The organism is Halogranum roseipondis (assembly GCF_059695585.1).
This window is the reverse complement of record NZ_JBUEED010000006.1, coordinates 158454-179100: the sequence shown is the minus strand read 5'-3', so window position 1 is coordinate 179100 and position 20647 is coordinate 158454. Positions and strand designations below refer to the sequence as shown.

Here is a 20647-nt window from a genome sequence, read left to right as displayed (position 1 = left end):
CGACCGCGGGAGCGGCCGACGCGACGGTCGGCTGGACCCGAACAGCTGCGGACTCGACGTCCACGCGTCCGAGAGGGCCGGTGGAGGGCCTAAACCCCACACTGGTATGAGCAATAGAAACAACAGCATCGACCGGTATATACTTTCTCCGAGGGCAGAATGAAACGGTAAATACTTTCTGTCTGTCGGGGGGCGACGCCGACGACCGAGTCGGCGTCGCGGCTCCCGAGCAGTGTCACGGTTCTCTATCGTCGGCACGGACGACGACGTCGACCGGTTCGTCGGTGAGTCGAGCGGTCGGCGCGAGACCGCCACGCTCCAGATCGTAGACGGTGAGTTCGAACCGGGTGTCGGGGTCGACGTCGCGGAAGTCGAACTGCGCCGTCCACGACCTGTCGTCGTCGACGGTCGCGAGTCGTGCCTGGATGAACGAGCCGGGGTCGTCGTACCGGGCGGCGTAGACGACGATGCGACTCCCGGGTGCGACCGACGCCGTCCCGGCGAGCGGCTGTCGACCGGACTCGACCGAGAGCGTTCCGTCGACGACGCCGCCGACGCTCGCCGTCCGAGGGACGACGACGAAGCGGGCGACCGCTCGGTCGTCGCCGACGTCGCCCGCGTAGGGGCTGTCGGGCGTGAGCGAGAGCGTCGCCGTATACGCCGCGGCGCCCCGTCCCTCGGCGAGCGCCGGGGCGGGGAACGCGACGGTGAGCACGCCCGCCTCCGCGTCGAGACCGTACTCCGCCGTCGCGAGCGAGACGGGGACCGTCTCGCCGTCGACGGTGCGGACGAGATCGAGCGTCGCGCCGTTGCCGAGCGTCCCCCGACCGGGCAGTCCGTAGGTCACCGTCCCGACGGTCGGCGGAGCGGCGTTGACGCCGACGGTGACGCGATCGCGACCGGTCGTGTCGGGGTTGACGAGCGCGTACCGAACGACGAGGTCGTCGCCGGGCGTGAGTCGGTACTGCCCGTCGAACTGGAACCGGTACCGGCCGTCGCTGTGGGTGCTGATCGAGACGAGACTCTCGTCGAGGTCGACGTCGACGGTGCCGTCGCCGTCGCGGTCGACGCCGACGAGCGTCACGGCCGTCCCGACGGTGAGGTTCCGCGGCCGGTCGCCGTCCCCGCCGTCGTAGTCGACGACGAGTCGGCGGAGCGGCTCGTCGCTGACCACCGGGACCCGGACGGTGTGCGTCGACCGCGCCGTCGGCGTGCTCGGGTCGGCGTAGACGAGGTTCGACACCGGGACGGCGTCCGCCTCGACCAGCCCGGAGAGGCCGGGCGCGTCGAACCGGAGGACGACCCAGTCGCCGGTCGCGACGGCGTCGGTCTCGTGACGCGTCTCGGCGTCGTCGGGCGTTTCGGCCTCGTCGGGCGTCTCGGGGAACGGGGAGACACCGCGGGGAGCCGTCTCGACGGCCGTCGGCCCGAACGCGAACGGCGAGAGCGTGAGCGTGGCGTCGACTCGTGCGTCCGCCGTCGTCGCGACGACGGCGTACGTTCCGGCTGGAACGGGCGTCGTGCGGGTGGGAGTGAGTCGCGTCACGTCGACGACGGCGTCTCCGGCGGCAGCGCGATACGCCTGCCGTTCGTCGCCCCGTCCCGCGGCGAACGTGTCGAACGCGACGCCGATCTGTCCGTCGCCGTCGGCGTCGACGACGGTCGCGGTCGCGACGTACGCCCCTGTCGTCTCGACGAGCGTGAGTCGCGCACTCGACGTCCCGTCCAGCGAGACGACGACCGGCACCACGGCTCCCCGAGGAGCCGAGTACGACTCGGCGTCGAGGGCGAGCGTCCCCTCACCCTCGGAGACGCCGACGACGCCGGCAGCAGTGGCGACGTCGGCCGTCACTCCGGCGGTGGCGAACGCGAACACGATGATGAACACGAGGCCGACGACGCTCGTGGGGGGATGGACGAATGACATACTCCGTGAAGGTAAGACGTGGTAGTACGTTCACTCACTCGAAGTATATCCTTTGTGGTGACCCTTCCCGTCCGGCAGCCGCCGAACCGTCGTCCAGTCGCCCGTTCCCGTCGATCGGGCACCGCTGCGAACGCCCGCTGACGAGGCGACCGACGAGACCGAGTTCGCACCGGAGACGCCTCGAAACGTTCCGTTGTTCGGGGGCGTTCGTTCCGTTCCGTCGCGTGATTCTGTTACAACGCTACGTTCGTAACGCAGATCCGGCGGGTGGGTGAGAGCGGACGAAACACGCACACAGAACTGAGACGGGGCGAGGGCGGCGACCGTCCCGACCGGGGAGCGACGGGCGAAACCGGTCGTTGCGCGGACAGTACGCCGACCGTCGGGTCGGGAGAGCGAACGGACGGACTGGCTGAAGGAGCGACGTCGACGGGCGAGGAGGTGATTCATGCCGTTCGGGAACGTGTAGTCGGTATGGCACTCGGGGACGCCTTCCTCACCCCGCTGGGGCTACTCGGCCTCGCGTCGGTGATCCCACTCGTCATCCTCTATCTGCTCCGCCCGAAACCGTCGCTGGTCCGCCTGCCGACGTTCGCCTTCCTCGGCGTCGACACCGAACAGGCGACCAGACACCGGTTTCTCGAGCGACTGCGTCGGGACGCGCTGTTTCTCTTCCAGCTCGCCGTGCTCGTCGGTGTCTCGCTCGCGCTCGCGACGCCGTACCTGTCCGTCCCGAGCGCCGCCGTCGCCGAGGAGACGGTGCTCGTCGTCGACGCGAGCGCGAGCATGGGCGTCGAGAGCGGCGGGACGACCCGGTTCGCCCGTGCCGTCGACGCCGCTGGCGACGCCGCTGCCGGGTCGACGACCGTCGTCGTCGCCGAGACGAATCCGCGAGTCGTCCTCCGCGACGGGTCGGAAACAGCGGCACGGCGAACGTTGCGTACCCTCCAGCGGACGGACGCACCGGGTGACCTCGGTGCGGCAGTGACGTCCGCAGCAGCACTCGCGAGCGAGGACGGCCGGATCGTCGTCGTCAGCGACTTCGCGGGCGAAGGCTGGCAGACGGCGGTCGAGGAAGCCCGCGCGAAGGGGCTGGCGGTCGAACTCCAGCAGTTCCGCGGGGGCGGCAGCGACAACGTCGGCATCATCCACCTCTCGTTCGCCGACGGCCGAGTGACGGCGACGGTCCGAAACAGCGGTGAGTCGACTGCAACTCGGCGACTCGGCTTCGACGACGACGACCGGCGGACGATCCAACTTGCACCTGGTGACGTCGCCGTCGAGACGTTCGACGTCCCGACGGGCGGGGGACAGCTCCGACTCACGCCGGGCGACGCGTTCGCCACGGACGACGTTGCCTACGTCGCCGCCCCGGGGACGGCGCAGGTACGCGTGCTCCTCCTGACCAACGACGAGAACACGTATCTCACAACTGCACTCGAACTCGTCGAGGAGGTCGACCTCACGGTCGTAAACCCGCCGACTGCAGTTCGGGGTGAGTACGACGTCGTCATCTTCGGTGACCTCGAACCGCAACGACTGCTCCGCGGTGACCTCGCGCTCGCTCGGGACACGCTCACCGACGGTGGGGGTGTAGCCGTTCTCGCCCAGGACGACCTCGCCCAACTCGGCTACGGCGACCTGCTCCTCCTCCGCGCGACTCGTGAGGTGGGGGCGACCGCGAGCGCGACGACCAGCAGCGACCCACTCGTCGCCGGTATCGACTTCAGCGGGGGGGAATACGTCCGCGGTGAGTTGACGAGTGGACGGACGCTCGTCGCTGCGAACGACGGGACGCCGCTCGTCGCCGTCGCCGACAGCGACGGCGGCCGAACCCTCTACTACGGCTACCTCGAACGGTCCTCCGCGTTCCGGTTCAACTACCTCTACCCAGTGTTCTGGAAGCGGGCGACGCTCTCGCTGGCCGGACGCGCCTCGCTCGAAGACCTGAACTACCGGACCGGCGACCGCCTGACGTTCGCCGACGAGACGGCCGTCACGACGCCGGGTGGTCGAGTCTCGGGGACGACGGTGCCGCTCTCGCAGGCGGGAATCTACACCGTTGGCGACCGTGAGGTGGGGGCGTCGCTGCTCGACGTGGTCGAGTCCGACGTGAACGCACCCCTCGTGACGAGCGAGATCGTCGCAGGTGGGACGACCGGTGAAGCCGCCGTCGCGTCGGTGCCGTTTGATCTCACCCCTGCCGTCGTCGCCGTCGTCCTCACCGTCCTCGCCGGCGAGTTACTGTTCTTGCGCCGTCGGGGTGACCTCTGATGTCGCTTCCCCGTTCGACCGTTCCGACGCAGCTACCCCTCCCGCTGGACTTCGACCTGGGGTTCGACCGGCCGCTCGTCCTTGTGGGGATCCCGCTTGCGGTGCTCGTCCTCTGGTATCTCCTCTTCCGGCGACCGGATTCGGACGCGGTAGGACCGACCACTGCCGGTCGGGGGGAGCGTCGACTCATGTTCCTCACCCGCCTCGTCGTCGTCGGCTGTCTACTCGTCGCGGCGGCGGGACCGACGGCCATTTCGGTCCGCGAGACGCCGGGTGACCCGGAGGTGATCCTCCTCGTCGACGAGTCCGACAGTATGGCGCTCGCCCCGGTCGACACGGCGCGACTCGTCCGCGACATCGAGGCGGGCGGCGTCCCCGTCACCACCGTCACGGTCGCTCGCGGGACCGACTCCCGGTTGGGCGAAGCCATCGTCGCCAACAGTCAGCCCGACGGGAGTCTCGTGATGGTCTCGGACGGCCACGTGACAGGTGGGCGGAGTCTCGACGCCGCTGCGGAGGTCGCTCGTGGTGCCAACACGACGTTGAGCGTCGTCTCGCCGGAGACGTCGGACGTCGAACGCGCGGTCAGCGTCGCCGGGCCGGCGAAGACCAGCGTCGGCGTCGAGAACACTTTCCTCGTGCGCGTGGCGGGGGTCGGCGACGGGGGGTCGCGGACGCTGACCGTCACGCTCGACGGCCAGCAGGTGGTGAGCCAGCAGGTGTCGACGACGGAGGACGCCGTCGAGTTCACACACAGTTTCGCGACGACCGGCGACCACCGTGTCGTCGCCACGCTCGACGGCGACGACGTCTACGACGAGAACGACGTCGCTCGCCTCTCCGTCCGCGTCGTCGAACGCCCGGCGGTACTGTACGTCTCGCGCGGGGAGTACCCCTTCGCGACGCTGCTCGGCGAACTGTACGACGTGACGCGGGCCGAGTCGGTGCCGTCGAACCTCGACCCCTACACGGCCGTCGTCGTCCAGGACGTCGCCGCCACCGACCTCGGCGACGTGGCCGCACTCCAGCGGTTCGTCATCGACGGTAACGGGTTGGTCGTGGTCGGTGGACGCAACGCCTTCGAGAACGGCGACTACGCCACCTCGCCGCTCAGCGGGATGCTCCCCGTCCAGTCCGGTGAGGCCGGTGGGGACGACGCCGCGACCGTCGTCCTCCTCATCGACATCTCGGGGAGCGCCTCGGCCGGGATGCGTGTCCAGAAGGCGCTGGCGCTCGACGTACTCGACCAACTCGGCGACGACCAGCGGGTCGGCCTCGTCGCGTTCAACGACGCCGCCTACCGCGTCACCAACCCCGTCCCCCTCGGAACGTCGCGGCCGGGCGTCGAGGACACGATCAAGCGACTCCAAGCGGGTGGGGGGACGAACATCGGCGCGGGGCTCGTCGGCGCGGCCGACATGCTGGGCGACGAGGGGGGGAGCGTCATCCTCATCTCCGACGGCATCGGGCAGGCACCGACGACGATCGCGGCGGCCGACCGCCTCGCCGCGCGTGACACCCGGGTCGTCGCCGTCGGCGTCGGCTCGGAGATCGACGAGTCGCTGCTCCGCATCGTCGCCGAGACGACCGGCGGTGCGTACGTTCGCGCCGACGAGACGAATCGGCTCAGACTCCTGTTTCAGGACGACTCGCGACCGTTCTCGGCGAACTCGCTCACCGTCGTCGACGACACCCACTTCGTGACGTCGGGCGTGACGCTCCAGTCGAATCCGCCGGAGAGCCACGACGTCAGCGTCCGGCCCGGAGCCGACTATCTCGTGGCGTCGGGGACGGGCGAACCCGCCGTCGCCGCGTGGCGCTACGGACTCGGGCGCGTGGTGACGGTGACAGCCTACGGAAGCGACGGAACGCTCGACGGGCTGCTGGCCCGCCCGGACTCGCTGGTCCTGACGAAAGGCGTCAACTGGGCCGTCGGCGACCCCGAGCGGAAGCAGGCGGACGTCGTCGACGTGCCGGACACGCGCGTCGGCGAGGCCGTCACGGCGACCTACCTCGGCAGCAACCGCCCGACGGCACCGGACGTTCGGTTCGTCAGAGTGAGCGAGGAGCGGTACGAGGCGACCGTCATTCCCGTCGAGACAGGGTTCGAGACGCTACTCGACGCCGAGTACGCGGTGAACTATCCGGCCGAGTACGCCGCCTTCGGCCCCGCACCGACGCTCACGAGCGCGGTCGAGACGACCGGTGGGCGGAGCTTCGCGGCCGACGAGGGACGGCTCATCGCGAACTTCGCCAGGCAGCGGGCGACGAAGGTCCGACTGGTTCGCGAGTCGCTGGCGTGGATGTTCCTGACCGCCGCACTCGTGGTCTACCTCCTCGACGTGGCAGTCCGTCGACTCAAGCTATACTACCGTGGCGCACCAATTGGAGAGGGACGATGACGTTTATCGGCCGAACCATCAACCTCACGTTCGTGCTCCTCGTCGCCCTCTCGGTGCTGGGGACCGCCGGTGCGACGATGTACTACCAGGAGTCGGTCGACCAGTTGGTCGAGCGGAACGAGAGGTTGGAAGCACAGAACGAGGCTCTCCGCGCGAACCTCGCCGCCAGAGAGAGCGAAATCACTGGCGTGAGCGGTCAGCTCGTGGAGCTGAACGAGAGCCTCGAAACCCGAGAGAGCGACCTCCAACAGGTCGGTGAGGAGCTCCGCGTGACCGAAGGCACGCTCGACGAGACCCGCGCAGCGTTAGAATCGACGCGGACCGAACTCGTCCGGGTGCGCTCGCAAGTCTCCGCGTTGGAACGGCGTGTCTCGGACCTCGAACGCCAACGGCTCGAACTCGAACGCGAGAACGACGACCTCCAAGACGTCAACGACGCGCTCGCCGACCGGAACGACGACCTCGAACAGCAGAACGACCAGCTCTCCGACGAGGTCGACGCGCTCGAAGGAGACGTGGGTGCACTCGAACGGCAGAACGAGGACCTGCGCGACCGCATCCGCCAACTGGAAGACGCACTCGCGGACGCCCGAAGCGAGGCTGGCCGTCTCGCGGAGGTGCCACTGTGAGCGACGAAACCCCACAGGCGGCCCAGTCGACCGTGGTGTCGACACCCGATCAGACCCAAGAGACGGATGCGGAAGCACAGAACCGAGCAGAGATGAAGCGGATCGCCGCCGCGGTCCGACAGGTCAGACGCGAGGGGCGGAAGGCGGCGTTCGTCCACGCGATCGCCGAGGCGGCGCTGGCCGGACTCGTCGTCAACCTCTTCGTGGGGACACTCGGCCCGACCGTCGAGCGCGACGTCCGACTCACTGCGGTCGCGGTCGCGACGCTCCTCGCGCTCGTCCTCGGCGTGAGACTCCGCACTCGCCGACCACTCGTCGAGCGGTTCGAGCGACTGAACCCGTCGGTCGACGAGGCACTCCGGACAGCCCGCGACGCGTACGTTCGCGGCGAGACTGGGCCGTTGGCGCGAACACTGTACGACGACGTCCTGACCCGACTCCGTGACACGTCGAGTGCGGGGCTGATCGACAGTCGACGGCTGGCCATTTGTCTCATACTCGTGGTCGTGTTGTCGCTCGTGACCGCCCAGGTCACTATCGAAGAGCTCACGATCGACGACTTCGACATCGACGCCCAGTTAGGTGGTGGCGGCGGGGGTGGGGGCGGCAGCGGCGGCCCAGTGTCCGGTGTCGGCGACGGAGGTGAAGAGCTACGCGACGGGTCACTAGTACTCGGCGAACCGGAAGACGTCACGGCCGGAAGCGAGGAACTCCCCGTCTCGGTCGACGTCGGCGGCGGTGCGGGCGACTCTGAAGAACGCGCCTACAACACGGGCGGGTTCGCCAGCGACACGGCCATCGAGGCCCAGCGCGCCGGGTTTGCGTCCGGTGAAGTGCTGGAGGACGCGGACCTCATCCGCGAGTATAACCTGAAGATACGGGAGGAAGACGAATGAACGACGAGACGAGAGAGAACGGTGGCGAAGCACAGATGGAGACCGCAGGAGAGGAGTTCGACCTCGGCGCTGTCACCGAGACGCTCGACCGCGTCCGGACGGAGGTCGGCAAGCGCATCGTCGGTCAGGAGGCGGTCGTCGAGCAGTTGCTCGCCTGTCTGCTCTGTGATGGCAACGCCCTGCTGGAGTCGAACCCCGGCCTCGGCAAGACGCTCATGGTGCGGACGCTCGCATCGGTGACAGACCTCTCCTTCTCGCGTATCCAGAACACGCCGGACCTGATGCCGTCGGACATCACTGGGACGGAGCTCATCCGCGAGACCGAGCGCGGCCGAGAGTTCGTCTTCGAGCGCGGGCCGGTGTTCGCGAACGTCGTGCTGGCCGACGAGATTAACCGTGCGACGCCGAAGACGCAGGCGGCGCTGCTCGAAGCGATGCAGGAGAAACAGGTGACGGTCGGTGGTGAGACCTACGAGTTGCCGCGACCGTTCTTCCTGCTCGCGACGCAGAACCCCATCGACCAGGAGGGGGTCTACCCGCTTCCGGAGGCACAGTCCGACCGCTTCCTGATGAAGATCCTCGTCGACTATCCGGGCCTCGACGAGGAAGAGGAGATCGTCAACCGCTACACGCGGAGTCTGAACCCGGCGATCCCCATCGAGACGGTGTTGACGGCGGGTGAACTCCGTCAAGTGCAGGAACTCACGCGGCAAGTCCCCATCGCCAACGACCTCCAACTCTCCGCCATCGAACTCGTCCGGCAGACGCGCGACACCGAGCACATCGACTTCGGGGCGAGTCCGCGGGCGAGCATGGGGCTCGTCGTCGCCGCGAAGGCGCGGGCGTTGCTCGACGGACGCACACACGTCAAGAGCGACGACATCGAAGCGATGGCCGCACCCGTGCTCAGACACCGCCTCATCCTCGACTTCCGCGCCGAGCGACAGGGGATGACGGCCGACTCCATCATCGCCGACCTGCTGTGAGACGAAACGTGAACCACGACGAACTGCTATGATCACCCCGGAGTTCCTCGACGAGATCGAGGCGTTCGCGACCGCCCGAAAACGCCGCATCAGTAGTATCTTCCAGGGCGAGCAGGTCGCCCAGACGGTCGGCGAAGGGTTGACGTTCAAAGACTACCGCCCGTACGCGCCGGGCGACGACACCCGCCTCATCGACTGGAAAGTGTACGCCCGGACGGACGACCTGTTCATCAAGCAGTACGAATCCGAGCGCAACCTGACGGTTCACGTCCTCCTAGACGAGAGTGCGTCGATGGGGTTCGGCGAGGGCGAGACGAACAAGTACGAGTACGGTGCGAAACTCGGGCTCGGCTTCTCCTACCTGACCGCGGCGGAGGGCAACGACTTCCGGTTCGTCGTCTTCGGCGAGACGGCCGAACGGCTCGACAGTGGGCGATCGAACCGGGGAACGGTGCTCGAACTCATCGAACTACTCAACGAGCGGACGCCGACCGCGGGAACCGACTTCATGCAGTCGTTCGAGGAGTACGCCGCTACCATCCACACGAAGTCGCTCGTCCTCGTCGCCAGCGACTGTCTGATCGAGCCTGCCGTCTTCGGCGAGGCGCTGGACGCGCTGTCGGACCACCACCTCGTCGTCGCAGGGGTGTTGACGCCCGACGAGTGGAACCCACCCGCTGCCGGCGACACCCGGTTCGAGGACGTCGAATCCCCGCAACAACTCCGCACCTACTTCGGGTCACGGCTCCGCGAGCACTACCGCGAACGACTGACGAACCACGTCACCGCTATCGGCGACGAGTGTCAGGACAGAGGTGCAGCCTACGTTCCCATCGACACCGGCGACGACTTCTTCGACTCGTTCACGCGGGTGTGGACCGACTGACTGCGCGGTGCCACAGCAGCAGCGCAGCCGGGAGCACGAGCATCGACGAGAAGAAGGAGTAGACGACGCTGATGGCCGCCAGCACGCCGAACTGGCCGATGGCGGGGAAGACGGCGAGCACGAGCACGCCGATGCCGAAGACGGTGGTGAGCATGCTGCCGGCGAGCGCGCCGCCGGTCCCGACGACCGTCGCCGTCGCCGCCGCGACGGGGTCGCCGACGACGTCGAGTTCGTCGACGAACCGGTGGACGACGTGGACGGAGTAGTCGATGCCCAGTCCGATGGTCATGGCGAGGACGGTGGCGGTGAAGGCGTTCAACGAGTAGCCGACGAGTCGCATCGTCGCCGCGACGAAGGCGACGGTCAACACGATCGGCAGGAAGTTGACCAGCCCCAGCGAGGGCCGCCCCTCCAGCGCCGTGAAGGCGACGACGAGGAACACCGCGGTGCCGACGAGCGCGAGCGCGAGGCTGAGGATCGCCGACTCGAAGATGAGATCCGCAACAGCTTGGAAGACGACGATCTCGCCCGTCGCCGTCGCTCTGTATCGATACTCGTCGGCGACGGCGCGGGCGTCGGCGGTGATCTCGGCGTCGGCGGCGTCGCCCTGCACCGTGTAGAGGACGCGGGCGCTCCGATAGTCGTCGGTGAGATACGTCTCGGCCGCGTCGCCGACCGGCGAGGCGAACAGCGCGTCGTAGACCCGCTCGAGGTTCTTGTCGGGGATACCGTTTCTATCGGCGTCGTTGCGTTCGACGAGCGCGGCGAACGCGGGGTCCCGGGCGGCCTGGAAGCGGACGAGCGTCACGACGCTCTCTTCCTCGGCACGGCGGCCGTCGCGGACGAACGTCGACGGCGGGTCGTCGCCGGCGCGGGCCATCGACTCGAGCGCGGCGTCGCGCGTCATCGGTCCCTCGACGTAGATAACCACTTGGTCGCCCTCGCTCGCCTCGAACGTGTCTTCGAGGAAGTTGATGTCGCGGGTGATGGTGTACTCGCTCGGCCTGAACGGTTCCGGGAGCGAGGCCAGATACGCCGGCGTCTCCTCCGGCGGGAGGAACTGCTCCTGGGTGAACGTGGTGTCGACGCCGGTGGCGTAGACGCCGGCACCGGCGGCGGCCACGAGCGCGACGGCGACGACCGCGACCGGGGCGCGACGGCCGACGACGACGCCGACGCGCAGCACGCCGCCGACCGTCGACTCCGCGGAGGCCAGCGGCGCCTGACTGAACGTCGGAATCCGGGGGTAGCGCTCCCGGAGGTCGTCGGTGTAGGTCTTCGACGCGGGGAGGAAGACGCCGAAGACGAGGAAGGCGAAGACGATGCCGACCGAGGCGACGACGCCGAACTCCCGGATCGGTGGGAGACCGCTGACGAGGTTGGCGGCGAAGCCGACGACGCTGGTGGCAGTGACGAGGAAGAAGGCGACGAGCAGTTGGTCGGTGGTGCGGCGCATCGCCGTCTCGCGGTCGGTGCCCGTCGCTTTCTCCTCGCGGAAGCGGTTGATGGCGTGGATGCCGAAGTCGATGCCGACCGCCAAGAGCAACGGCGGGACGGCGATGAGGATCTGGCTGAACGGGATGCCGACGAGCCCCATGAAGCCGAGCGTCCAGACGATCGTCGTCCCGAGTGCGACCATCCCGAGCAGGAGGTCGACGAGGTCGCGGTAGGCGACGATCAGGAAGGCCACGAGCAGGACGACGGCGGCCGGAATCACCACCAGAAGCGAGTCACCGATGACCGTCGAGAACTCGTCGTTGATGATACCGGCCCCGAACACGCGGATGTCGCCGCCGACGGTCGCGACGACGCGCTGGCTCGTCCGCTGGATGCGAGTGAGTTCCCCCGTCGCTCCCTGTTCGGCGGGGTCGCCCGGGACGTCGTGTTCGACGATGGCGACCGTCGCCGACGCCGTCGCGCTCCGTCGGTTGAAGTCCCTGCTCAGCAGGCGGACGAACGCGGGGTCCTCGGCGGCCGTCTCGCGAACCGCTCGTCTGACGACGTCCGGCGGCGCTCGGCGGAGCACGTCGCGTTGGGCCTCCAGCGTCGTCGCCGCGGGGTCCAGCCGGGTCGCGACCAGCGAGGCGGCGCTCCGGGTCGAGACGACCCGCAGGTCGGGACGCTCCGCGAGGCGGTACTGCGCCTCGGCCATCCGGACGAGTCCGGGTTTCGAGACGACGTTCTCGCCGGACTGGATCAGCTGCGTCGTCTGTGGGTCCGGGTCGAAGGGGTCCTCGAACCGGTCGGTGACGGCGTCGAGCGCCCGCTGCTCGGGGAGGTCCTCGGAGAACGACTCGGTGCCGCTCTCGGTCGAGACGTTCGCGAGCCCGACGCCGAAGACGGCCGTCACGAGGAGGAAGGCGAGGACGACTCGACCCGGGCGGTCGACGATCCATGCGTCGCCGCGGTCGACGAGTCGCTGGAGCCTCGGGCGCATCAGCGTCGCCGCCAGACCCAGACGCCCGCGACGACGACAGCGATGAGACCGACGCCGACGAGCGAGGTCGGAGCGTCGAGACCGACACCACGCCGCTCGGCGGCGGTCACCGCGACCGGAACGCGGTACGCCTCGGAGATCTCCGTATCGCCGTCGGGCGTGTCGTACTCGAAGTCGACCGAGACGGGGTAGACCTTGCTCGCGGCACCGCGCGCGACGCTCGCACTGAAGGTGACGTTCGTCGACTCGCCGGGGTCGAGCGCCGCGACGAACGCCTCGTCGTCGTCGCTGTCGAGCGGGTCGTCGAAGAACGCCTTCGCCGTGACGTCGGTCACCCGTTCGCGACCGTCGTTGGTCACCCGGAAGACGAGCATGTCACTCCCGCCCGCGGGGACGGGATCCGAGAGCGGCTCGACGCGGAACACCGGCCGCTCGGGGGCGATCTCGACGCGGGCGGGCAGCGAATCGCTCGTCCGTACGTCGCCGCGGGCGGTCCGGTAGCGGACGTCGAAGGTGAACTCGCGGAAGCCGGCGGTGGCGGCGTCGCTGACGTCGACGTCGAAGATGAAGTCGGCCGACTCGCCGGGGGCGAGGTCGGGGAGCGCGAACTCCGGTTCGGGGACGTCGAGGAACGCGCTGCCGACGGCGAGTTCGACGACCGGCGAGGAGACCGACTCGGGGCCGTCGTTGTAGACGGTCCCCGTGACCGTCCCCTCCTGACCGACGCTGAGCGTCGTGGCGACGCCGCCGAGCGAGAACGCCTGTTCGGCGTCGGCGCGGACGCTCGACGACAGCGGCAGCCCCTCGCGGCGGATGCCGTCGACGTCGGTGTAGGTGACGGCGACGTCGACGGGGTAGTCGCGGTCGACGACGTCGCCAGCGACGCTGACGGTGTAGCGGAGCGAGGCGGTCTCGCCGGGTTCCAGACGGGTGACGAAGCCGCCCGCCGTCGTCGTCCCGGTGCCGAACTGCAGCTCCTCGCTCGTCGACGTCAGCGCCACCCGGAGGTCGCTGGCGGGTTCCGTGCCGACGTTGCGGAGCGTCAGGTCGAACGTCCCGCGGTCGCCGACGAGCACGTCGGTGCTGGCGTCGACGACGGCGAATCGGGCGGTATCCTCGACGACGAACTCGACGTACTGCCGCTCGGTCACCTCGACGTCGAGATAGCGCGGCGCGGGGTTCGAAGCTTCCTCGTCGATAGTGATGATACGAGTGTAGATGTACTCGAGGTCAACTGGGAGACGGTAGCGTCCCGGAGGGGCCTCTTCGGCGACGACGAGAGAGACGCCGAACGGGCCGGCGGTGCCGGTCGAGACCTCGCCGACGGGGACGCGCCCGCTCGTCACCTCGACCGGCGCGTCGCCCGCGCGCAGGCGAACCGTCGTCGCGCGGGCGGTCGTCACCCGTTCGACGTACTGTGCCGGGCCACCCTTCCGGACGTCGCCCTCGTTGACGACGTAGAGGTCGAGCGTCACCTCCTGTCCGGGTGTGAACCGGTAGGTCGGGCTGACCACCCGCAGGTCCGGTTCGCCGATGACCTGCGTGGTGTCGACCTGTGCGGTGACGGGACCGGCGAACACCGTCGCGAGGACGAGACTCAGCACGACGACTGCGGGGAGGGAGTTCATGTGGACCGGAAGCGACGCTACCGAAGACGGGCTTCTCGTTGGGAGACGAGAGGTCTCCCGGACGCAAAAGTCCATCGTGCGCTCGGACGGACAGTCGGGGACGCTGTCAGAGACCGCCGTCGAGAGAGCGAGGAGTCCGATTCGGCTCGTGCGCGGGACGCATTCAGTTCAGCCAGTCAGATTCTGCAGGAAACTGGGCACTGAGGCGTGTTCGGTCCGAACCATGTTTCACGATGTCATAGTCGCTCGAGATGACAGACCTGCGCGGTGAGCGCTCGACGTATCGGCGAGACAGAACCGACGAACGTGACGTTGCACGACGTGTCGGCGGGACGGTCCGTCGCAACGGAGCGTTTGGCCGACGGCCGCCAGAAACCGCGTGCCGGCACCGTACTGTCCGGAGAGACCGTTCGGGCAGAGACTCCGCCGAACCGAACGGGAAAACTGGAAGGCGGTCGTTTCCGTCGGAGACGGCGAGCGATCCGTCGCCGTAACGGGCCGTTGACGTTTCACGGTGACTGTCCAGCGACGGAGAGAGTTACGCGGGACGGACGGACGTCCGCCCCCATCTGGTCGGCGACAGCCAAACGAAATAAAGACCCGAGTCGTGTCGAGAAACGTCTTCGGGCGAGCAGAGCGCGTCCCGTCAGCGGTGTCAACGTGAAGCTACCCGAAGCGCTCGACAGCATCTTCCTGGTATAAGCAAGCCGCGAACGATACTGTACGACAGAGGTGGAGAGAATGAGTACCCCTGACCCCGCTGACGTCTCGAAAGAAGAGCGACTCGAACAGTTCCTCCTGGAGAAGGCCCGCGACGGCGAGTTCTACTTCAAAGGCAAGTTCATCGCCGACGACGTCGGCCTGTCGCCGAAGCAGATCGGCGCGCTGATGTACAAACTCCGCGACTCGACGACCGAACTCGAGATCGAACGCTGGTCCTACACGGGTGCGACCACTTGGCACATCGTCCCGGCCGGCGCCGAACCCCAGTCGGTCGAGACCACCGCCGCACTCCCCGCCTGACCCTCCTCTTCGGCCCTCCTCTTTGGCCCTCCGCTACCGCCCGCTCCGATCTCATACCAGTATAGACATATGTAATTAGACATTATAATTCCTCTATCAGAGAACCGTCTCCCCGACGGTTTCCCACACGCGGTGAGAGCGTCCACACCAGTCGACGAACGTGCGAGGGAGACTCTGAGGGACGCACACGTCGGCTCTCCGCGCGAGCGACGGACGAAACGACGAGAGCGGTGGTCAGGACGGACGTCGGTCCGGAGTGTGGACGCCGAGAGACGAGATAGCGCCGGTAGAGGGGGCTTTTGCGCCTGGTTTCGGGCGTCGAGTTCCGATTCTGGCGACGCCCACTGACTGGTCGACCGTCGCGCGCGGGCGACGAGGGCGCGCCGTGAACGGGACGGACCGATGATAGTTAGATGCAGTTCGTCTTTTCGAAAATGTTCGAAGAGATATATTCGTCGAGTGACCGGGTCGGATCGGCGGCTCGACCGGAGTCGGAGAGAGCGTCGGATGCGGAGTCCGGCGTCTGGGCGGTCCGGACGGCGGGAACCGCGGACGGCTCGGTCAGTCGTGTGCCCAGCCGCCGCGACAGTCCGCGTCGCAGAAGACGTGCACTTGGTACTGGCCCGTCTCGTCTCGACCAGTCGTCGCAGGTCGCCACCGAGTCGTGTCGATGCGTCGACCGCAGGTCGAGCACGTGTCGGAGCCGAACTCCTTCGGTTCGTGAGAGACGTTCGTGGTTGTCGTGTCCTGTTTGCTCATAGGGATCGGGATAGCTGTCTCGGGGTCGGTCGTTCGGACGGACCGTTCGGACGTCGCGGCCGCGTCGGTTCACTGACCACGGGGGGAGCCGGTCGTGTTACCGCCGCAGCGACACGGGACGTCGAACGTACGGAGGCGAGACGGCGAACGACTCCGTTCGACCACAGACCGGGGCGTCCGGCGTCGCGCTCCATGCTGACTAGACGAACTCGCCACACGTCAATAGGGGTTGACGCTATACTGCTACCTCCCCCGGTCGGAGAGGGGTTAACAGTATAAATCGGTGAGTAGAGTCACTCACTCGTCGAACAAGAGCGAGAACAGTTTTCGCTCGCCGGCTCGGACGTGGCGGTGGACGGTCGGCTGTGAGACGCCGAGGATCTCGGCGACCTCTTCACCCGTGCTCTCGCGGGGCCACTCGAAGAACCCCGCGAAGTGTGCCGTCCGGAGCACCTCCTCCTGTCGGTCGGTGAGGTTGTTCTCGAACGCCGAGTGGAGTTCCTGTCGCGTCCAGACGGGATCGTCGTGTTCACGGCGGGCGACGAGCTCGGCCCGCTCGAACCGCCGTTCGAGCAGTTCGACCATCGAGCGCGGTTCGACGTTCTGTGGACACCGGACGACGACCCGCCCCGTCGGCCCCTCCATCGAGACCGTCTGCGGGCGCGCGCCGCGTTCGAGGAGGGTCGCGAACAGCGTCTCCGCGGCGACGGTACACTCGAACAGCAGTTCCTCGCCACGGTCGGCGACGAGCGTGAGGTCGGTGACGTCGATAGCCGTCGATCCGGCGTCCAACACCGCCTCGGCGCTCGCACCGCGGACGACGAAGAAGAGATGGAGGTGGCCGTCGCTCCGCTGGACGACGTTCTGGTACTCGAACGTCGCCTCCAGGTCGGCGACGAATCGGAGCGGTTGGTCCAGCGGGTCGGCCACCTCGAAGTCGAGTTCGACCGAGCGTTCGCTCGTGAGCGCCCGTTTGCGTTCGAGGGCGTTCAGCGCGTGACCGATGATCTCGCCGAGTTCGCCGAGCACCGTCTGCTCCATCTGGTTGAACACGTTCGGTTCGGAGGCGTAGAGACAGAGGACGCCGTAGAGCGTCTCCCGGTGGACGATCGGGACGGCGATGCACGACCGGAACCCGCGTTTGAGCGCCGCCTCGCGCCACGGGTCGAACGGCGGCGTGCCGGGGATCGTGTTCTGGACCGCCGGTTCCAGCGTGTCGGCGGCGAGCACGGCCGGTCGGCTCTCGTCGGCGTCGCCGTCCGCCGCGTTCAGCGTCGAGAGGAACCCTTGCTCGTCGCCGGCAGAGACCCGCGGGGACAGTTCGCCGGAGACGGCGTCTCTCGATCCGATCCACGCGAATCGGTACGGGTCGGTCGTCGCCAACCGATCACAGACCGCCTCCTCGATCTCCTCGCGCGTGGACGCCTGCGTGAGCGTCCCGGTGATCTCGCGGATGACGCCGTTGATGCGGCGGAGCCGGTCGAGCGACTCGTTCTGTTCCTCCAGCGTGTCACGACGCTCTCGAAGCGTCTCCTCGCGGTCGGCCCGGTCCAGCGCCGTCTGGACGCTGGCGCTGAGGATGTCGATGAGCGAGAGGTCGTTCTCCGAGAAGGCCGCCGGTTCGGCGTCGGCAGCGAGGAGGACGCCGTGCCGTCCCATCGGGACGAGCACGACGCTCTCGACGGTCGTCTCGCGGCTCAGCTCCGCCGACAGCGAGTCGTACACGCGAGGTTCGTTCTCGACGAACACCTGCCACGCGATGGCGTCGTCGCCGTCGACGAGCGCGTCGTCGACCGCCGCCGCCTCGTCGGCGGTCTGTTCACCGGGGTAGAGCCGTCCCGACGACTCGTCGTACCGGAGGATGAGCGTCGTCGACAGCGCCAGCGCGTCGCGTGCAGTCTCGACGCCGATGTCGACGACCTCCTCGGGAGTCGTCGTGTCTAACAGCGTCTGCATCGTCCGGTTGAGCGCAGAGAGTTGCTCCTCGCGCTGCTTTCGCTCCGTCACGTCCCGGAAGTACACCGAGAGCCCGGTCTCGGAGGGGTAGGCGTGGACGCTGAACCACGTCTCGAGCGGCGGGAAGTACTCCTCGAAGCTCACCGACCGTTGGGTCTCCATCGCGCGGCGGTACTCGGTCTCGAACGCCGTCCCGACCGCCGACGGATACTTCTCCCAGATCGACTCCCCGACGAGTTCCTCCGAGGGGCTCGCGATGAGTTCCTCGGCCCGCTCGTTGGCGAAGGTGAACTGCCAGTCGGTATCGAGTCCGAAGAACCCGTCCGTGACGCGGTCGAGCACCTCGTCCAGTTCGGAGCGGAGTCGCTCCCGTTCGGTGATGTCGCGGACGACGCCGACGCGACCCTCCGACCCGTCCTCGACGGTGAACGGGACGAAGCGGAACTCGAGGGTGACGGTCCGGCCGTCGGCGGTCTCCATCGTACTGCGGACCGTCCCGTCGTCGTCGGCGTCGAGCGACGCCTGCCGTTCGGTGGTCAACTCGTAGATCTCCTCGGAGACCGTCGTCGCGTGCGCGCCGAGCAACTCCTCGCGGTCGTAGCCCGTGATGTCGGCGTACGCCTCGTTGACGGAGACGAAGCGGCCGTCGCTGTCGAGGACGTAGACGCCGTCTTTCACCGTCTCGAACATCGACTCGTACTGGCGGAGTTCGCGCTGTCGCTGCATCCGCTCGATGGCGGTCGCCAGCACGTTGGCGACGCTCTGGACGAAACTGACGTCGTGATCGGAGAACTCGCGGCGTTCCGTGTCGTGGACGCCGAGGATCCCCCACGGCTCCGCCGTCGGGCCGACGATGACGCTGATCCCGCTCTGAACGTCGTGGCCGGTCAGCAGTTCGGGACCGTCGAACCGGGCGTCGGCCTCGAAGTCGTCGACGACGACCGGTTCCTCCGACTGGAGCGTGTAGCCCGCCTGAGAGGCCTCTTCGGTGCTGCCGACGGTCGCCTCGCCGACGATCCCCTCGCGCCACCCGACGCCCGAGCGCAACAGCAGCTCCTCGCGGCCGGGGAGGAGGTCCAACACCTTACAGTAGTCCGCGTCGAGCGTCTCCGCGACGAGTTCGACCGCCTCGTCGAACAGGGTGTCGATACTGTCGCCCTCGAGCGCGCGCCGTCCGAGTTCGGCCGTGGCCGTCTGTTGGCGGATCCGCGCGTTCAACTCCGCCTCCCGCCGCGTCCGTTCGGTGACGTCGCGGACGACGCCGACGCGCTCGTCGCCCCGCTCAGTGGGCAGAAGTGCGAACGTCCCCTCGACCGGGACGTACTCGCCGTCGGCGGTCGTGAGACGCGTCTCGATGGTCGCCGTCTCCGCCTCCCCGGACCGGAGTCGATCCTCGACCGCGCTGGCCTCTTCGACCGTCTCGTCGGCGACGACCAGCGAGACGTGTTCGCCGAGAAGCTCCTCGGGCTCGTAGCCGAGCAGCGACGCGTACGCGTCGTTGACGAAGGTGAACGTGCCGTCCTCGTCGACCGTGTAGATGCCGTCCTGGACGGTCTCGACGATCGTCTCGTACCGTTCGAGCGCCTGCTCGCGCGCTCTGCGCTCCGTGACGTCCTGGAAGTAGATGGAGAGGCCGGTCTCGGAGGGGTAGGCGTTGACGTGGAACCAGCGGTCGCCGTCGACCGACTGCATGTGGAACGACGTCGGTTCCTGCGTCGCCATCGCCTCGCGGAGGTTCGTCTCGGCGGCCGTGCCCGTGAGGCCGGGCGTGACCTCCCACACCACCTCGCCGAGGTACTCCGATTTCGTCCCCTCGAAGATCTGCTCGGCCCGATCGTTGACGTACGTGTACCGCCAGTCGGTGTCGAGGGCGACGAGCGCGTCGGTCACTCGGTCGTTGAACCGATCGAGTTCCGACTTCAGATGCTCGCGTTCGGTGACGTCACGGACGACGCCGACGCGACCGCACTCGCCGTCGCCGAGCGGGAGCAACGAGAGGTGCGCCTCGACCTGAATCGTGGTCCCGTCGGGTCGGATGAGCTCGGTTCTGAACGTCGGCACGTCCTCGCCGCGTTCGAGCGCCGCCTGTATCTCGTCGACCTCGGTGTGGACGGCGTCGTTCGTCACCGTCGTCGCGTGCGCGCCGAGCAACTCCTCGCGGTCGTAGCCGGTCAGTCGCTCGTAGGCCTCGTTGACCGCGAGGAACCTCCCGTCGGCGTCCAGCGCGTACAGCCCGTCGTCGACCGCCTCCACCATCGCCTCGACGACCGACCGCCGGGCGGGTTCGACCGATCCGCCGTCCGGTGCGGCCGTCGGCACGGCTGGCGTCGGCGCGTCGGGCGTCGGCGCGACGAGCGAACGGATCCGTGCACCGAGTCGGTGTGGACCGCCTCCCTCGGACCGGAACACGACGTCCGTGCCGGTCTCTCGAGCGGTCCGGACGGCGTCCGCGGTGTCGGCGGCGGTGTACAGCACGGTCGGGACGTCCGCGACACCCGCCAGGAAGTTGCCGCCGGCGACGCCGCTCGCGTCCGCCTCGGCGACGACGCAGTCGACGTCGCCGCGGTCGAGTCGGACTCGCGCGCTCTCGGCGGCGGTGACGACGTCGACCGACAGCGACGGAAACTCCGCGCTGACGGCCTCGACGAAAGGAGCGGCGGTCGTTCGGTCCGCCGCGACGTAGAGGACGCTGGTCGAGAGCTCCATCTCTATTACTGTCGAAGCACTCACCCTATAACACGATTACGTCCACGGCGCACAACCAGGCATATCCCGCAAAGAGCGTCCACGTAATGGACGCCCCGTGGTCGCGTGGACGACCAACATGCCGGAATGCTGCGGTTC

12 protein-coding genes are annotated in these 20647 nt (G+C 68.1%); 7 read left to right on the top strand and 5 right to left on the bottom strand.

Annotated elements, in window-relative coordinates; genetic code table 11:
• Nucleotides 1–235: 235 nt before the first annotated feature.
• Nucleotides 236–1927, bottom strand: coding sequence for a DUF7827 domain-containing protein (locus tag EOHIBHHM_RS22080; RefSeq protein WP_497257960.1), 1692 nt, complete (start codon nt 1925–1927; stop codon nt 236–238).
• 474 nt (nt 1928–2401) lie between these two features.
• Between EOHIBHHM_RS22080 and EOHIBHHM_RS22075 the strand changes: the two genes are divergently transcribed.
• The 6 genes from EOHIBHHM_RS22075 to EOHIBHHM_RS22050 are packed head-to-tail and all read left to right on the top strand — an operon-like array spanning nt 2402 to nt 10000.
• Nucleotides 2402–4201: a DUF7408 domain-containing protein gene (locus EOHIBHHM_RS22075; protein ID WP_497257958.1), complete on the top strand. Its 1800-nt coding sequence runs from the start codon at nt 2402–2404 to the stop codon at nt 4199–4201.
• The gene (locus tag EOHIBHHM_RS22070) at nt 4201–6603 is read left to right on the top strand and encodes a VWA domain-containing protein (RefSeq protein WP_497257956.1); all 2403 of its coding nucleotides are present in this window, start codon (nt 4201–4203) and stop codon (nt 6601–6603) included. Before EOHIBHHM_RS22075 ends, EOHIBHHM_RS22070 begins: the two co-directional genes overlap by 1 nt.
• A complete protein-coding gene (locus tag EOHIBHHM_RS22065) occupies nt 6600–7232 on the top strand; it encodes a chromosome partitioning protein (RefSeq protein ID WP_497257954.1) in 633 nt (210 codons plus the stop codon). Before EOHIBHHM_RS22070 ends, EOHIBHHM_RS22065 begins: the two co-directional genes overlap by 4 nt.
• Nucleotides 7229–8128: a DUF7502 family protein gene (locus tag EOHIBHHM_RS22060; RefSeq protein ID WP_497257952.1), complete on the top strand. Its 900-nt coding sequence runs from the start codon at nt 7229–7231 to the stop codon at nt 8126–8128. The genes EOHIBHHM_RS22065 and EOHIBHHM_RS22060 overlap by 4 nt, the downstream gene beginning before the upstream one ends.
• Before the next feature lie 35 nt (nt 8129–8163).
• The gene (locus EOHIBHHM_RS22055) at nt 8164–9114 is read left to right on the top strand and encodes an AAA family ATPase (RefSeq protein ID WP_497258244.1); all 951 of its coding nucleotides are present in this window, start codon (nt 8164–8166) and stop codon (nt 9112–9114) included.
• A 28-nt stretch (nt 9115–9142) separates the two neighbouring features.
• Nucleotides 9143–10000, top strand: a complete 858-nt coding sequence (locus tag EOHIBHHM_RS22050) for a DUF58 domain-containing protein (protein WP_497257950.1) — start codon at nt 9143–9145, stop codon at nt 9998–10000.
• On the opposite strand, the gene EOHIBHHM_RS22045 is transcribed toward EOHIBHHM_RS22050, so the two are convergent.
• On the bottom strand, nt 9978–12437 hold the full coding sequence (locus EOHIBHHM_RS22045; RefSeq protein ID WP_497257948.1) for an efflux RND transporter permease subunit: 2460 nt from the start codon (nt 12435–12437) through the stop codon (nt 9978–9980). The two genes, EOHIBHHM_RS22050 and EOHIBHHM_RS22045, sit on opposite strands and share 23 nt — an antisense overlap.
• Complete coding sequence (locus EOHIBHHM_RS22040) at nt 12437–14065, bottom strand: COG1361 S-layer family protein (protein ID WP_497257946.1); 1629 nt, start codon at nt 14063–14065, stop codon at nt 12437–12439. Before EOHIBHHM_RS22040 ends, EOHIBHHM_RS22045 begins: the two co-directional genes overlap by 1 nt.
• 741 nt (nt 14066–14806) lie before the next feature.
• Between EOHIBHHM_RS22040 and EOHIBHHM_RS22035 the strand changes: the two genes are divergently transcribed.
• Nucleotides 14807–15088, top strand: a complete 282-nt coding sequence (locus tag EOHIBHHM_RS22035) for a DUF7123 family protein (RefSeq protein ID WP_497257944.1) — start codon at nt 14807–14809, stop codon at nt 15086–15088.
• 561 nt (nt 15089–15649) lie between these two features.
• Here the strand turns inward: EOHIBHHM_RS22035 and EOHIBHHM_RS22030 are convergent.
• Complete coding sequence (locus tag EOHIBHHM_RS22030; RefSeq protein ID WP_497257942.1) at nt 15650–15847, bottom strand: DUF7576 family protein; 198 nt, start codon at nt 15845–15847, stop codon at nt 15650–15652.
• 297 nt (nt 15848–16144) lie between these two features.
• Complete coding sequence (locus tag EOHIBHHM_RS22025) at nt 16145–20509, bottom strand: PAS domain S-box protein (protein ID WP_497257940.1); 4365 nt, start codon at nt 20507–20509, stop codon at nt 16145–16147.
• Between the last annotated feature and the right edge of the window lie 138 nt (nt 20510–20647).

What these genes read in the sequence shown, in the direction of transcription:
- EOHIBHHM_RS22030 (WP_497257942.1), bottom strand. Translation starts at nt 15,847, where the DNA reads ATGAGCAAACAGGACACGACAACCACGAACGTCTCTCACGAACCGAAG.
- EOHIBHHM_RS22075 (WP_497257958.1), top strand. Translation starts at nt 2,402, where the DNA reads ATGGCACTCGGGGACGCCTTCCTCACCCCGCTGGGGCTACTCGGCCTC.
- EOHIBHHM_RS22055 (WP_497258244.1), top strand. Translation starts at nt 8,164, where the DNA reads ATGGAGACCGCAGGAGAGGAGTTCGACCTCGGCGCTGTCACCGAGACG.
- EOHIBHHM_RS22025 (WP_497257940.1), bottom strand. Translation starts at nt 20,509, where the DNA reads ATGGAGCTCTCGACCAGCGTCCTCTACGTCGCGGCGGACCGAACGACC.
- EOHIBHHM_RS22040 (WP_497257946.1), bottom strand. Translation starts at nt 14,065, where the DNA reads ATGAACTCCCTCCCCGCAGTCGTCGTGCTGAGTCTCGTCCTCGCGACG.
- EOHIBHHM_RS22045 (WP_497257948.1), bottom strand. Translation starts at nt 12,437, where the DNA reads ATGCGCCCGAGGCTCCAGCGACTCGTCGACCGCGGCGACGCATGGATC.
- EOHIBHHM_RS22035 (WP_497257944.1), top strand. Translation starts at nt 14,807, where the DNA reads ATGAGTACCCCTGACCCCGCTGACGTCTCGAAAGAAGAGCGACTCGAA.
- EOHIBHHM_RS22065 (WP_497257954.1), top strand. Translation starts at nt 6,600, where the DNA reads ATGACGTTTATCGGCCGAACCATCAACCTCACGTTCGTGCTCCTCGTC.
- EOHIBHHM_RS22080 (WP_497257960.1), bottom strand. Translation starts at nt 1,927, where the DNA reads ATGTCATTCGTCCATCCCCCCACGAGCGTCGTCGGCCTCGTGTTCATC.
- EOHIBHHM_RS22050 (WP_497257950.1), top strand. Translation starts at nt 9,143, where the DNA reads ATGATCACCCCGGAGTTCCTCGACGAGATCGAGGCGTTCGCGACCGCC.
- EOHIBHHM_RS22070 (WP_497257956.1), top strand. Translation starts at nt 4,201, where the DNA reads ATGTCGCTTCCCCGTTCGACCGTTCCGACGCAGCTACCCCTCCCGCTG.